This is a genomic window from Bacteroides sp. 41_26, assembly GCF_949740115.1.
GTDB classification, from domain to species: Bacteria; Bacteroidota; Bacteroidia; order Bacteroidales; family Bacteroidaceae; genus Bacteroides; species Bacteroides nordii.
Genome location: NZ_CATJGZ010000060.1, coordinates 140288 through 154859, shown reverse-complemented (window position 1 = coordinate 154859; position 14572 = coordinate 140288). Strand labels below are relative to the sequence as shown.

Below are 14572 nucleotides of genomic sequence, written 5' to 3'. Positions count from 1 at the left end.
ATGACAAACCATTTGTGGACAATTCATTTTATGCGGATATGTGTTGCTAATTTGCTGTTGTTCATATCCCTGTATATGCTATTTCCGGTTGTTCCGGTAGAGATGGCGGACCACTTGGGTGTGCCGGTTTCTCAAACCGGAGCAATGTTTTTGTTGCTTACTTTGGGAATGTTTGCCATTGGTCCCTTTCATGCATACCTGGTAGATGCATACAAGCGGAAGTATGTCTGTGCTTTCTTTTTTGCAACGATGGTAGCGGCTACGGTGGGATATGGCTTTGTTAATGATATCACACAGCTGTTGCTGCTTTGTTTCGTACAAGGTATTGCATTTGGTATGGCTACTACGGCAGGCATTACGCTGGCTATTGATATTACCAATACTAATCTGCGTAGTTCGGGGAATATTGCTTTCTCGTGGACGGCCCGGTTAGGAATGCTTATCGGCATAGCATTGGGGGTAGGTTTGTATCAGTGGTATGATTTTAAAACCTTATTGTATGTATCGGTTATTGCCGGATTGGCAGGCATTTTCTTTGTTTCCCGTGTTTATGTACCTTTCCGTGCACCGATTGTGACTAACCTATGTTCGTCCGACCGTTTTTTACTTTTACGAGGATGGTTGCCCGCTTTCAATCTTATGTTGATAGCTTTTATTCCGGGATTGTTGTTACCTGTTTTTCATAATTCATTGAGTGATGTGTTTATAGGTAATATCGAAATTCCGTTTTTTGCAATAGTAGGAGTGGGCTTCCTGTTTTCTGTATTGCTGGCAAGGTTTGTTTATCGTGAGGAGAAAACGCTGAGGGTTATTACTTTAGGAATTAGCCTGATGATGGTTTCTTTTATTTTACTGAAAGAACTGCCGGCTATTGTAACTGCCATATTGTTGGGAGTGGGACTTGGATTGGTTACTCCTGAGTTCTTGCTGATGTTTGTAAAACTGTCTCAACATTGCCAGCGTGGCACTGCCAATACCACTCATCTTTTAGCATGGGAAACAGGCATGTCTTTGGGAGTTGCTGCTGCTTGCTATCTGAGCACTGAGTCTTCTGTAGATGCCGTTTATCATTTAGGGCGTATTCTGACTCCGATAGCTTTGCTATTTTTCATATTGCTGACCTATCCTTATTTTAAGAAAAAGCGGGTACGATAGTTGAATAATTGAAAATTGAAAGTTGAAAATTGAAAATGAAAGACTGCTGGTAAATCTCCAGCATGTTTCTTCTGCCTTTCTTCCATTTTCAATTTTCAACTTTCAACTTTCAACTTTCAATTAATATATGGTATAAAGATAATCAATCCTACGATTGCTGCTGCAATAGCACATATCAGTACGGCGCCTGCTGCAATGTCTTTTACCTCACCGGCTATCGGATGCCATTCAGGAGATACTAAGTTCACGAGTCGCTCAATGGCTGTATTGAATGCTTCTGCCGCGATAACAACCCCTATGCAGATAATAATTGCTACCCATTCGAACTTCTCTATATCGAAAATAAAGCCTGCAATAATTACTAACATAGCAATTGTCAGATGAATCCATACGTTGTGTTCCCTACATACAAAGCCTCTGATCCCTTTCCATGCATAGGTAAAGCTTTTCAGACGTTTTTTTATACTGAATGATTCCATAAGTACTGTATCCTAATTAAATGATCGTATCATTGAAACGCAGATTATCGCAAATTTACGTAAAGAATATCGTCTCTCAAATGTAGCAAGCCATCTAATCTGCGAAAATTTGCGATCATTCGCGTTTCAATAAAACATTGGCATATTGGCACATTGATTCATTATTTTTCAATTTCTGCTCACTTGTTTCACTCCTTTTACCGTCCTTAATTTCTTTATCAAAGCTTCCAGACGACCTGTATCACCTACCATGATAGTCATTGTACCCGAGAACAGGCCATCATGGGAGTCAATGCCAATGGAACGTAACGTGATATTGTTTTCTTTAGAAATAATCGAAGTAATGTTTGTGACAATACCAATGTCATCATGTCCCACTACACGGAGTGTGATGGAGTATTGTGTTCCCTGTGATTTTCCGGCCCAACGGGCTTTTACAATACGATATCCAAAGCGTTCTCTCATTTGATCTGCGTTCGGACAATCCATGCGATGAATCTTGATACCTCCGGATACAGTAACAAACCCGAATACTTCATCTCCATAGATTGGATTACAGCATTTTGCCAGTTTGAACTCCAGGCCTTTCAGGTTTTGATCAATGACAAGTACATCTTCTTTGCCATTCGTCTCTTCTATCTGGTTTTGCAGGTTATATCCTTCGGCACTGCGGTATACAATTTCATCATGTGTATCGTTGTCTCGTTTTTGCTGTTCTGTGTATTTATCGAGCAAGTCGTTTACATCCAGTGTACCATCGGCTATCGCCTGATAGAACTCTGTCACTACCTTATATCCTAATCGCTTGATGAGGCGCATCATTGTACCCTCATCGTATTCCATCTTCCGGTTCTTAAATTTACGTTCCAGTGTTTCTTTGGCAAAGTCATGCTGGCGTGCCACCATCTCTTTCAGTGCCTGTCGAATCTTGGTACGAGCCTTGGAGGTGGTTACAATGTTCAGCCAATCCTGCTTGGGTGTCTGGGTGTTCGATGTCATGATCTCTACCTGGTCACCGCTGTTCAGTTTTTGTTTCAACTGGGCGTTTTTGCCATTGACCTTTGCACCGATACATTTACAACCTAATTTGCTATGGATATGGAAAGCAAAATCGAGTACAGTTGCTCCTTTGGCCAGTTTGAAAAGGTCTCCTTTGGGTGTAAATACGAACACTTCATCCTCGTACAGATCCATTTTGAACTGGTCCATCACTTTCATTGAATCATTGTCCGGATTCTCAAGTGCTTCACGTACAGAAGTCAGCCATTCGTCCAGTCCTGTCTCTCCTTTGATACCTTTGTACCGCCAGTGAGCTGCAAGACCCCGTTCGGCTATTTCATCCATGCGACGGGTACGTATCTGTACCTCCACCCATTTTCCTTCCGGTCCCATTACGGTGATGTGGAGCGATTCATATCCATTACTTTTAGGGATAGACAGCCAGTCACGCAAACGCTTCGGATTGGGCTGATACATATCTGTCACGATAGAATAAGCCTGCCAACACTCCTGTTTCTCTTTGTCCGGATCCGAATCGAGAATGATTCGAATGGCAAAAAGGTCATAGATACCTTCAAAAGGCGTTTTTTGTTTCTGTATCTTGTTCCAGATAGAGTGGATGGACTTGGTACGCCCCTTAATGTCGAATTTCAGCCCGGCCTCTTTTACTTTCTTTTGTATCGGTTCTATAAAAGCAGCAATGTACTTGTCCCGCGATGCTTTTGTTTCATTCAGTTTGTCTTTAATGAAATAATAAGTATCCCGGTGAATATACTTCAGAGACAAGTCTTCCAATTCCGACTTCAATTTGTAGAGTCCTAACTTATGAGCCAATGGTGCATACAGATAGGCCGCTTCATTGGCTACCTTGATACGGTCTTCCTCATTTTCCGAATCCTTGATTTGCCGCATTACATTTACACGGTCGGCAATCATAATAAGGATTACGCGCATATCTTCTGCAAAAGAAAGAAGCAGGTTACGGAAGTTTTCTGATTCGATGGCAGGACTTTTAGCATACAACTCATTGGTCTTTACCAATCCTGTGATAATACTCGAAACATCCTCTCCAAACTCACTGCGGACAGTTGCGGGAGATAATACGTTATTTTTTACAATCTCGTGCAGCATGATACCTATCAGGCACGATCCTTTCATTCCTATCTCATCGGCCACAATAACAGCCGTTTGTAAATCCCTTATAACAGGATTCATCCCAAAATTGTTACGGCACAGACTATTGCACTGTGCAGCATGAATAAGGTATTTCTTCAGCTTCCGGGTATCGTCCTTCGTGATACTTTCTCCTGCTGACCGTATCAGTCGTTTATATAAAGCGAATAACTCAGCTTTCTCTTTTTCTGTGAAAAATGAAATATCCTCCATGATAAATAATTATTTAATGTGCCAATATGTCAATGTGCCAATTAGCTGCGCTGTGATACCGAATGGTAATTGGCACATTGGCATATTGGCACATTACTACATTATTTCGATGTAAAAGTAGTTTTTTTTGTTTAGTAAAAGGGCATAACTAAATAACATTTTGTATTTTTGGGCATCAATTAATAAAAATAGATACGTATGATGACACCACAAGACAAAGAGTTGCTTGCCAAAAAAGGTATTTCGGAAGCTCAGATAGCCGAACAACTGGCATGCTTTCAGAAAGGTTTTCCGTTTTTGAAATTGGATGCAGCTGCATCGGTTGAGAAGGGGATTCTTGCTCCTGATGCAGATGAGCAGGGGGCATATCTTGCAGCCTGGGATGCATATAAGAATACAGAGAAGACGATTGTGAAGTTTGTTCCTGCCTCCGGAGCAGCCAGTCGTATGTTTAAGAATTTGTTTGAGTTTCTGGGAGCCGACTATGACCAGCCTACAACAAAATTTGAGCAGGCTTTCTTTGAGAGTATTGAGAAGTTTGCGTTTTATGATGATTTGAATGTAGCCTGTCAGCGTACAGCCGGAAAGGACATTTGCGGATTAATAGCCGAAGGAAATTACAAAGCAGTGGTATCTGCCCTGCTCGAAGAAGCCGGATTGAACTACGGTGCTTTGCCTAAAGGACTACTCAAATTCCATAAATATGAAGAAGGGTCACGTACGCCGCTTGAAGAACATCTGGCCGAAGGTGCTATGTATGCTGCCGGAAAGTGTGGCAAGGTGAATGTGCATTTTACTGTTTCTACTGAGCATCGTGAACTGTTTAAAGTTCTGGTAGCAGAGAAAGCCGGAGAGTTTGCCCAGCGCTATGGGGTAGATTACAATATCACTTTCTCAGAGCAGAAGCCCAGTACAGATACGATTGCCGCTGATATGGATAACCAGCCTTTCCGTGATAATGGTAAGCTGTTGTTCCGTCCGGGTGGTCATGGAGCACTGATTGAGAATCTGAATGATCTTGATGCCGATATTATCTTTATCAAAAACATCGATAATGTAGTACCTGATAGATTGAAAGCAGATACGGTGCTTTATAAGAAACTGATTGCCGGTGTGTTGGTTGCTTTGCAAAAACAAGCTTTTGAATATCTGGAATTGTTGGATAGCGGTGATTATTCTCATGAACAGGTGATGGAAATTCTTCAGTTCGTACAAAAGAAACTATTCTGTAAGAATCCGGAGACCAAGAATCTGGAAGATTCGGAATTGGTGATGTATCTGAGAAAGAAACTGAATCGTCCGATGCGTGTTTGTGGTATGGTAAAGAATGTAGGCGAACCGGGAGGTGGTCCGTTCTTAGCCTATAACAATGATGGTACTATCTCATTGCAGATTCTGGAAAGCTCTCAGATTGATATGAATGATCCTACTGCCAAAGAGATGTTTGAGAAAGGTACTCACTTTAATCCGGTAGATCTGGTATGTGCCGTGCGTGATTATAAAGGCCATAAATTTGATTTGACGAAGTATGTAGATAAAGCTACCGGGTTCATATCTTATAAGTCCAAGAATGGCAAAGATCTCAAGGCTCTTGAACTTCCCGGATTGTGGAATGGTGCAATGAGTGACTGGAGCACCGTGTTTGTAGAAGTGCCACTCTCTACTTTTAATCCTGTAAAAACTGTGAATGATTTATTGCGTGAGCAACATCAATAAACGCGTTGAAATAGAAAGAAAAAAGCCAGGCTCCATGCAAAGGAGGCTGGCTTTTTTAATACAATAGAAATATTTTTGTTAGGTAAATAATTGTTTAATCCAATGCACAAATACTTCTGCATGTTCTGAATTTGGATTTAATATTTTTGCAGTAATAGCCGTTCCCATAGGCTTACCTGGTTCATCTTGCCAAGCCAGGAACGTATGGATCTTTGCTTTTGAACGATGTACTGATTTGTACTGTTGTATCTGGCTTTCTTCCAATTCGTTTAGTATGGATTCTGCTTTTTGCATTAAAGGGTCAGCTTCAGGTGCCAAGCTAATTATGAAGTCCTCGAGCATTCCATTTATATTATTATCAGGCATAATCCAAATTCCAATTGTTGCGTCATAACTGTCGATAGGTTTGAGAATAAGTCCGGATGCAGGCCATTCACAATCGGTACAGTTATATTTCTGACTTTGTCTTAAAACCTCCAGAATTTGTGCTTTTCTTTTATTTAAATCAACATCTGCATCTATTACAATGCCTATTCTTTGATGTGCTGATGGGTTGGATAGCCTTGTTTTTAATTGTCCCAATACATTTTCTATACTATTACAATCTATTACATCGAAATTTTCTGCTAATTGATGATGCTGGCAAAACGACCATATAACATGTTGATCGTCATTTCCTTCTACCAATAGTTTGTAAGTGTGTTTTTCTGTGATTTTCATTTTAGCGAATCTCTATGTTATTGTCGGTAGCAAACCGCAGTTCCTTTTCGTCATCATAATTCACTGCCACTACGTTTCCGTTCCTGTTCTCAAGACGTATCAATTTGCCCTTTTGTTTGTTGTTGGCTTCTACGAAACTGTTAATGCAGTCTTGGCTATGTGATGTAACAAAGACTTGAATATTTAGCTTCTCAGAAAGCATAAAAATGATTTTCCACAACTTAATTTGTGTAGAGTAATGTAATCCGGTTTCAAACTCATCCAGTAATAAAATACCGCCTTTACAATTTAAAAGTGCAAGAATAATGGTAAGAATACGATTTATGCCGTCTCCCATAGAGCTAAGTCTATAGCGCTGTTCCTTACCTTTTAATGTGACATAGGGAATTCTTCTTTTTGTACGCAAATCATCATTGAGAAAGTTTAGTTTGTTTATATCCGGCTCTATGATGTGCAATGCTTCAATAATGTATTTTTCTTCGGGTGAGAGGGAAATTTTATCGAATAAAGATGCATTTTGTGTACTTTGGAAGTCATTTGTTTTTATATATTCAAATGGTATTCCTTTTATCTTGGCTATGGAATATGGATTTCGTTTATAAAAGGGAACTATAACTATTTCTTCGGCAAATGTTATTTCCAGTCCGTCTCCTACCAAATTACTGGAATAGGTAGAAGATTTGTCTGCTAATAATTCTTCGTCGGTTAAAGTTGTTATACTTCTATGAGATCCTGTTTCGGTTTTAAATATTTCTTCAGCTATATGGGCTAATCGTATGGATAAGGTTCCGGTATGGGTAGAATTATTTTCTATTTCTCCGATAATGATACTATTGTTTTCAGAAAAAATTGCTTTTCTTTCCGGAAAGAAGGATAAGAAATGTTCTGTCATAATATTTTCGAATTCAATATCTGTATCTCTAAGTGGATATCCGATATTAACAGATTCTCCTCTAAATTCAAGGATTTCTTTCAGCCATTCGATATTTCCACCGGCAGCATAAATAGAGATGGCTTCCAGTAAGGTTGATTTACCTACATTGTTTCGTCCTACTATCAGATTGACTGGTGCCAATGAGTCAATAGAGAGCTCTTTGATATTTTTATAGTTTTTAATGACTACCGACTTCATGAATTTTTAGGTTATATGGATGAATAACTACGCAAATGTACATAAAATCTTTTGTTTTTCTCTTTATGTATACAATGTTTCTCTAAATGTACTAATTTTGTAGCATTAAAATTAAACACTCAAAACCAATGAAGAAAATACTTTTACTCGGTTCCGGTGAATTAGGAAAAGAGTTTGTTATTTCTGCCCAGCGTAAAGGGCAATATATCATTGCATGTGATTCGTATGCCGGAGCTCCTGCTATGCAAGTGGCTGATGAGTATGAGGTGTTCAACATGCTCGATGGAGAAGAACTGGAACGCGTAGTCAGGAAACATCAGCCGGATATTATTGTACCGGAAATTGAAGCCATTCGTACAGAACGCCTGTATGACTTTGAGAAGGAGGGAATACAAGTAGTGCCCAGTGCGCGTGCAGTAAACTTTACAATGAATCGTAAAGCTATTCGTGATTTGGCAGCTCAGGAGTTGGGCTTGAAAACGGCTAAGTACTTTTATGCAACTTCTCTGGAAGAATTGAAAGAGGCTGCTGCTAAAATTGGTTTTCCATGCGTGGTGAAGCCATTGATGTCGTCTTCCGGTAAAGGTCAGTCATTGGTGAAAAGTGCCGATGAATTGGAACATGCCTGGGAATATGGTTGCAGTGGTAGCCGTGGAGATATTCGTGAGCTTATTATTGAAGAATTTATTAAGTTTGACAGTGAGATAACATTGCTTACTGTTACTCAAAAGAATGGTCCTACTCTTTTCTGCCCGCCTATCGGACATGTACAAAAGGGAGGAGATTATCGTGAAAGCTTCCAGCCCGCACATATTGATCCTGCTCATTTGAAGGAAGCGGAAGAAATGGCTGAAAAAGTGACTCGTGCTTTAACTGGTACTGGTTTGTGGGGAGTAGAGTTCTTCCTGAGCCATGAGAACGGAGTATATTTCTCCGAACTTTCTCCTCGTCCGCATGATACGGGTATGGTGACTTTGGCAGGAACACAGAATCTGAATGAGTTTGAGCTTCACCTGCGTGCCGTACTTGGTTTACCTATTCCGGGCATCAAGCAGGAGAGGATAGGAGCCAGTGCTGTTATTCTATCAACAATTGCCAGTCAGGAGCGTCCTCAATATCGAGGGATGGAAGAGGTGACACGCGAAGAAGATACATATCTGCGTATTTTTGGTAAGCCTTTTACCCGTGTTAATCGTCGTATGGGAGTGGTGCTTTGTTATGCTCCTTTGGGTTCGGATTTGGATGCATTACGTGATAAGGCAAAACGAATTGCTGAAAAGGTAGAGGTTTTCTGATAATTATAGAAAATAGATAAAATAAGAGGGCTGCACATGCAGGATGTTTAATTCTGGTGTGTAGCCCTTTTTGTATTAACATTGTTAACGCCACATCAGGCATCCTATTCTTTATATTATAAAAGTACGTATTTTATAGGTGTAAATTATGCATATTAAATATGGGTTAATTAGGTAATTAACGGAGATTTAAATACGTTACTTTGTAATGAATAAATGGTATATAATAAAACGTTGTTTATCAATGAAATAGTGCGTTGAAATACTATAGAGATATATTCAACTCATTATTTATAATAAAGAGATAATTGATGATTTGTGAATTCTGGTTGTTATTAAGAAAAGTGTTTCAATAAACGTTCGTTTAATGGCACACTTTTTTTGAGGTCTTTTTAAGAGAAATATTTAATGGAGGAATACATGAAAATATTAATTTTTCCGGAAGATCATATTATTGAATATCAAAGATATACAACGTGAAAAAATAATGTTTTAAATTTTATATATAGAAATATTTTGTACTTCTAATTATACGTTTTACCTTTGTGCCATTAAACGAACGTTTATTGAAACGTTTCTATCTTCTAAACGCTTCGTTTCCAATATTAAATAAATTCTAAAAAGTTGACGGTTTGAAAGAGGTTCTATGTCTCATTCAAACCGCGAAGCGCACCCGAAACTAAGGAAAAAACTTCCCAATCATTTCTCGTAAATGTCTGAACAACAACAATATTGGTTTGCCGCCCGTACTCGCGACAAGCAAGAATTTGTCATCCGGGATTCTTTAGAAAAATTGAGAGCCGATATTAATATTGAATATTATCTTCCTACTCAATTTGTTATTCGCCAATTAAAATACCGTCGTAAATGTGTTGAAGTTCCTGTTATTAGAAACTTGATCTTTGTTCGTGCCACTAAACAGGATGCCTGCGATTTATCAAATAAGTATGGTGTTCAACTTTATTATATAAAGGATTTTGTGACTCGTGCTATGCTTATTGTTCCCGATAAACAGATGGAGGACTTTAAACAAATAATGGATCTTAATCCCGATAATATCAGCTTTGACAATGAAGTTCTCACTGTTGGTAGTAAAGTTCGTGTGATGAAAGGTGATTTATGTGGTGTTGAAGGTGAGTTGGCTTTAGAGGCTAATAAAACTTATGTCATCATTCGTATTGAAGGTGTATTGACAGCCAGCGTAAAAGTGGCGAAAAGTTATTTGAAAGTAATCAGTTAATTTTATGAATAAAACAGAAGAATTGCAGCAACTTGCTCAAAAATCACTCTACTTAGGTTTGGATGGTGACCCAATTTACGCAGAGCATTTTAGTCGTTTGAATAAAGAAATTCAGATTCTTTCCGATGCTCTTTATTCTGTTAAGGGTGATACTCCCGAAGAAGAAGCCGGTATTTGCCTGGCTTTGTTAATGGGTTACAACGCTACTATCTATAGTGATAAAGATAAGGAAGCGAAAAAACAGTCCATTCTCGATCGTGCCTGGGAGGTATTAGAGCAACTTCCTCCTTCTTTATTAAAATGTCAGTTGCTGACGTATTGTTATGGTGAAGTTTTTGAGGATGAGTTAGCACAAGAAGCTCATGCAATCATTGACAGTTGGCAGGGGCGAGAGCTGACGGCCAAAGAGCAAGAGATTGTTGAGAATCTTCGGAATTTGGAGGAAAATCAATATCCATATAGTGATTTTGAATAATGGTTCTGCCTTATTTTTTTACAAATATGAATTGAGGATTTCATAACTTATATTCCCTTTGTTACATAATATGACTTTTTGATTTATTTCTCGTAGAGAATAATCCTTTTTCTCGTAGAGAATCGGGATGTTTCTCGTAGAGTTTCTTATCATTCCTCGTAGAGAAAAAAGTGTTATATGCAATTACTTGATAACTAATGTTTTATGTAATACTATAAATGTATTTATATTTCTTAATATAGAAATAGCACTTTTTTTAAGAAACCATTGTCTGATATTTTTTAATTCGTTACAAATTTGTTTTTTTACCTATATGATAACTGACCTGTATAAAAGTTTATAGTATATCTATATATTATAGGTCAACCCCACAAGATACTTACTTAAATAGATACTCAAATGAAAGCTTGTTTTATGGGCTTAGGCTACATTGGCCTTCCTACTGCTATTATAGCAGCTAAACACGGTATTCAAGTTACCGGTGTTGATATTAATCCGAAAGTTGTTGAGATGACCAATCAGGGGCAATTACATATCATTGAACCGGGTATGCAGGAACTTCTTCAGGAAGTTGTTTCTGCCAAGCAGTTAAAAGCTTCTACTACTCCTGAAATCAGTGACGCCTATTTTATGGTAGTACCCACTCCCTTTAAGGGTAATCACGAACCGGATATTTCGTATGTGGAATCCGCAACCCGTGCAGTAATCCCTTTGTTGAAGGAAGGTGACTTATATGTTATCGAATCTACTTCACCGGTAGGCACAACAGATAAAATGGTTCATTTAATATTTAGCCTTCGTCCAGAATTGGAAGGCAAAATATTTATAGCGTACTGTCCGGAACGTGTATTACCGGGAAATGTAATACATGAGTTGGTACACAACGATCGTGTGATTGGCGGTATAGATGAAGCATCTACAGATAAAGCAATTGAGTTTTACAGCCAATTTGTACAAGGTACATTACATCGGACTAATTGTAAAACTGCTGAGATGTGTAAGCTGACAGAGAATTCTTCACGAGACGTCCAAATAGCATTTGCAAATGAATTATCTCTCATTTGTGATAAGGCAGGTATCAATGTTTGGGAATTGATCAGTTTAGCCAATAAGCATCCGCGTGTAAATATTCTCCAGCCGGGTTGTGGGGTAGGAGGGCATTGCATTGCTGTGGATCCTTATTTTATCACAGCCGATTTTCCGATAGAATCTCAGATAATATCAAAAGCCCGTGAGATTAATAACTATAAATCCTTCTGGTGTGCAGAGAAAGTAGAAAATGCAATGTTGAAGTTTGAGTTAGAGCACCATCGCAAGCCTGTTGTCGCCATGATGGGGTTGGCTTTCAAACCGGATATTGATGATTTACGTGAAGCACCGGCAAAATACATCACAACAAAGGTGATGCAAAGTTGCAATAATGCAGATATATTGGTAGTTGAACCGAATGTGACAGAGCATAAAGTGTTTAAACTCACTGATTATAAAGAAGCTTATAAGCAGGCGGATATTGTTGTATTCTTGGTAGCTCATTCTGTATTTAAAGCTTTGCCTTATGATGACACAAAAGTGATACTTGATTTTTGTGGGATCTATAAAAAATAAGTATATTATTATGAAGAAAATAATGTTAGTCTTCGGGACGCGTCCCGAAGCTATAAAAATGGCTCCATTAGTAAAGGAGTTCCAGAAGCATTCGGAAACATTCCAAACCATTGTGTGTGTAACAGGCCAGCATCGTGAAATGCTTGACCAGGTGCTTCATCTTTTTGACATTAAGCCGGACTATGATTTGAATATCATGAAACAGGGGCAAGATCTTTATGATGTCACCTCCCGAGTACTTTTAGGTATGCGTGACGTCTTAAAAGAAGCAAATCCGGATGTTGTCTTAGTACATGGTGATACCACTACATCCACAGCTTCAGCTTTAGCTGCCTTTTATCAGCAAATTCCTGTTGGTCATGTAGAGGCAGGACTTCGTACCCATGATATCTATAGTCCCTGGCCCGAAGAAATGAATCGTTTGATAACCGGCCGTATTGCTACTTATCATTTTTCTCCAACTGCACTAAGCAAACAAAATCTATTGGATGAAGGGATAAGTGAAGAAGCTATTACCGTGACAGGCAACACTGTGATTGATGCTCTTTATATGGTGGTTGATAAGATTAAATCGGACAAGCAGTTAGGAAAGGAGTTGGAGACCCTACTTCGTGAATCCGGTTATGACGTAAATCGTTTGAATGGTACTCGAAAGTTAGTTCTCATTACCGGACATCGACGTGAGAATTTTGGTGAAGGTTTTATTTCGATGTGCAGAGCAATAAAGGCCTTGACTGAGAAGTATCCGAATGTTGATTTTGTTTATCCGATGCATTTAAATCCCAATGTTCGCAAACCCATTCACGAAGTATTTGGTGAAGACTTATCCGATTTGGATAATATGTTCTTTATAGAGCCATTGGAATATCTTTCGTTTGTTTATTTGATGGAGAAATCTACCATTGTTCTTACCGATAGTGGAGGCATTCAAGAGGAAGCGCCAGGACTTGGTAAGCCTGTTTTGGTTATGCGTGATACCACGGAGCGTCCGGAAGCTTTAGAAGCGGGAACAGTAAAACTGGTGGGTACGGATTATGATAAGATTGTAAATGAAGTTTCTGCTTTACTGGATGATAGAGAATATTATGATAAGATGAGTAAGGCTGTAAATCCGTATGGAGATGGATTGGCGTGTGAACGGATAGTTGAATATTTAAATAGATGAAGATGGAAAGGCGGAAAATTATAATTGTTATGAAGCATGATATTACTTTTTATCCACCAGTAATATCCGTGTGTAAAATCTTATATGATTTAGGTTGCGACATTGTATATATTGGAGCCTGTTCTGATAGTAATATAGAAAAAGAATTGTTGCTATTTAATGTAAAAGTGTATAAGCAACCTCAATATGGTGGAAATGGAGTTAAGAGGTTTTTACAACAATTACAATTTAGAGAAAGAGTAAAAAGAATCATAGAAAAAGAATATTTTTCTGATAATTCTTTACTTTGGTTGGTTCATTTTGAAACAGTTGTTTTATTTTCTTCCTTTTTGAAAAAGTATGATACAGTTGCTCATTTATTGGAATTTAGAGATTCAAGATTAAAATTAGCATATAAACTATTGAATCCGTTTAGAGATTTTATTCATGATTTTTCGTATGCTAAAAAAATTATTTGCTGTGAATATAATAGAGCGTTAATAACAAAATATCTATTCAACTTATCGACATGTCCGATAGTATTACCTAATAAACCATATGAAAACGGAATTTTAGACAATTTCCTAAACCTGCCACAAGATGTATCAACTATTTTATCGAAATATGAAAATAAGAAGATTATTCTTTATCAAGGAGGGTTTCATGAAGAAAGAAAATTAGATGATTTTATGAGAGCAATGGAGCTATTACCGGAAGATTATGTACTGATGTTGATGGGACCTAATAATTCGTATTTTAAATTATTAAAAGGTACATATGAAAATGAACGTATCGTTTTTATGCCATTTCTCCCTCCTCCTTTGCATTTAGAAGTCACTAAGTATGCATATATAGGTATCTTGAGTTATACGCCAATACCTTATGATATAGGGATGATTATAAATGCCCTTTATTGTGCTCCTAATAAATTATATGAGTACGCAAAATTTCAGATCCCAATGATATCTAATAATGTACCGGCACTAAAGGATGCTTTTACAACTTATAAAGCAGGAATTTGCATAGAAGAGCTAACTGTTGAAAATATTTGTAAAGCTGTGAAGGAGATAGGTCATGATTATGAAGGATATGTTGCTGGAACGAGATGTTTATACAATGGGGTGAACTTGGAGGCTATTGTAAAGTCGGCGATATCAATATAATATTCATTGTTTTCATTGATTAAAATATGTTTTACTATTCAGTATTGAATTCACTTAATTAGA

12 protein-coding genes are annotated in these 14572 nt (G+C 38.1%); 8 read left to right on the top strand and 4 right to left on the bottom strand.

What is annotated here, in order from left to right; genetic code table 11:
• Positions 1-1155 carry an MFS transporter gene (locus QX565_RS07350; protein WP_221648958.1) on the top strand — a complete coding sequence of 385 codons (1155 nt, stop codon included), beginning with the start codon at positions 1-3 and terminating at the stop codon, positions 1153-1155.
• Between the two features lie 116 nt (positions 1156-1271).
• Here QX565_RS07350 and QX565_RS07345 read toward each other — a convergent pair whose 3' ends face one another.
• Both QX565_RS07345 and QX565_RS07340 read right to left on the bottom strand, forming a co-directional pair.
• Positions 1272-1634, bottom strand: a complete 363-nt coding sequence (locus QX565_RS07345; protein ID WP_221648957.1) for a diacylglycerol kinase family protein — start codon at positions 1632-1634, stop codon at positions 1272-1274.
• Between the two features lie 168 nt (positions 1635-1802).
• Entirely contained in the window at positions 1803-4019 is a 2217-nt protein-coding gene (locus tag QX565_RS07340) for a RelA/SpoT family protein (protein ID WP_289292177.1), read from the bottom strand.
• A gap of 198 nt (positions 4020-4217) precedes the next feature.
• Between QX565_RS07340 and QX565_RS07335 the strand changes: the two genes are divergently transcribed.
• Positions 4218-5735 carry a DUF4301 family protein gene (locus QX565_RS07335; RefSeq protein ID WP_289292174.1) on the top strand — a complete coding sequence of 506 codons (1518 nt, stop codon included), beginning with the start codon at positions 4218-4220 and terminating at the stop codon, positions 5733-5735.
• Positions 5736-5813: 78 nt separating this feature from the next.
• On the opposite strand, the gene QX565_RS07330 is transcribed toward QX565_RS07335, so the two are convergent.
• Together QX565_RS07330 and QX565_RS07325 are read right to left on the bottom strand one after the other, a co-directional pair.
• On the bottom strand, positions 5814-6455 hold the full coding sequence (locus QX565_RS07330) for a DUF3226 domain-containing protein (protein WP_289292172.1): 642 nt from the start codon (positions 6453-6455) through the stop codon (positions 5814-5816).
• A 1-nt stretch (position 6456) separates the two neighbouring features.
• Positions 6457-7587 carry an AAA family ATPase gene (locus tag QX565_RS07325; protein ID WP_289292170.1) on the bottom strand — a complete coding sequence of 377 codons (1131 nt, stop codon included), beginning with the start codon at positions 7585-7587 and terminating at the stop codon, positions 6457-6459.
• 110 nt (positions 7588-7697) lie between these two features.
• On the opposite strand from QX565_RS07325, the gene purT reads away from it, so the two are divergent.
• The 6 genes from purT (at position 7698) to QX565_RS07295 (ending at position 14509) form a co-directional block, all read left to right on the top strand.
• Positions 7698-8882 carry a formate-dependent phosphoribosylglycinamide formyltransferase gene (gene purT, locus QX565_RS07320; RefSeq protein ID WP_289292209.1) on the top strand — a complete coding sequence of 395 codons (1185 nt, stop codon included), beginning with the start codon at positions 7698-7700 and terminating at the stop codon, positions 8880-8882.
• A 712-nt stretch (positions 8883-9594) separates the two neighbouring features.
• Positions 9595-10122 carry a UpxY family transcription antiterminator gene (locus QX565_RS07315; RefSeq protein WP_002560678.1) on the top strand — a complete coding sequence of 176 codons (528 nt, stop codon included), beginning with the start codon at positions 9595-9597 and terminating at the stop codon, positions 10120-10122.
• 4 nt (positions 10123-10126) lie between these two features.
• Complete coding sequence (locus tag QX565_RS07310; protein WP_289292166.1) at positions 10127-10597, top strand: UpxZ family transcription anti-terminator antagonist; 471 nt, start codon at positions 10127-10129, stop codon at positions 10595-10597.
• Between the two features lie 399 nt (positions 10598-10996).
• Positions 10997-12202, top strand: coding sequence for a UDP-N-acetyl-D-mannosamine dehydrogenase (gene wecC / locus QX565_RS07305; protein ID WP_289292165.1), 1206 nt, complete (start codon positions 10997-10999; stop codon positions 12200-12202).
• A gap of 10 nt (positions 12203-12212) precedes the next feature.
• Complete coding sequence (wecB, locus tag QX565_RS07300; protein WP_289292163.1) at positions 12213-13367, top strand: non-hydrolyzing UDP-N-acetylglucosamine 2-epimerase; 1155 nt, start codon at positions 12213-12215, stop codon at positions 13365-13367.
• A gap of 29 nt (positions 13368-13396) precedes the next feature.
• Positions 13397-14509 carry a glycosyltransferase gene (locus QX565_RS07295; protein ID WP_289292161.1) on the top strand — a complete coding sequence of 371 codons (1113 nt, stop codon included), beginning with the start codon at positions 13397-13399 and terminating at the stop codon, positions 14507-14509.
• Positions 14510-14572 lie beyond the last annotated feature (63 nt).

Bases quoted from the DNA above. Each gene is read 5' to 3' on its own strand.
- QX565_RS07350 (WP_221648958.1), top strand. From the start codon at position 1: ATGACAAACCATTTGTGGACAATTCATTTTATGCGGATATGTGTTGCT.
- QX565_RS07345 (WP_221648957.1), bottom strand. From the start codon at position 1,634: ATGGAATCATTCAGTATAAAAAAACGTCTGAAAAGCTTTACCTATGCA.
- QX565_RS07310 (WP_289292166.1), top strand. From the start codon at position 10,127: ATGAATAAAACAGAAGAATTGCAGCAACTTGCTCAAAAATCACTCTAC.
- QX565_RS07295 (WP_289292161.1), top strand. From the start codon at position 13,397: ATGAAGCATGATATTACTTTTTATCCACCAGTAATATCCGTGTGTAAA.
- QX565_RS07325 (WP_289292170.1), bottom strand. From the start codon at position 7,587: ATGAAGTCGGTAGTCATTAAAAACTATAAAAATATCAAAGAGCTCTCT.
- QX565_RS07335 (WP_289292174.1), top strand. From the start codon at position 4,218: ATGATGACACCACAAGACAAAGAGTTGCTTGCCAAAAAAGGTATTTCG.
- QX565_RS07315 (WP_002560678.1), top strand. From the start codon at position 9,595: ATGTCTGAACAACAACAATATTGGTTTGCCGCCCGTACTCGCGACAAG.
- QX565_RS07330 (WP_289292172.1), bottom strand. From the start codon at position 6,455: ATGAAAATCACAGAAAAACACACTTACAAACTATTGGTAGAAGGAAAT.
- wecB (WP_289292163.1), top strand. From the start codon at position 12,213: ATGAAGAAAATAATGTTAGTCTTCGGGACGCGTCCCGAAGCTATAAAA.
- wecC (WP_289292165.1), top strand. From the start codon at position 10,997: ATGAAAGCTTGTTTTATGGGCTTAGGCTACATTGGCCTTCCTACTGCT.
- QX565_RS07340 (WP_289292177.1), bottom strand. From the start codon at position 4,019: ATGGAGGATATTTCATTTTTCACAGAAAAAGAGAAAGCTGAGTTATTC.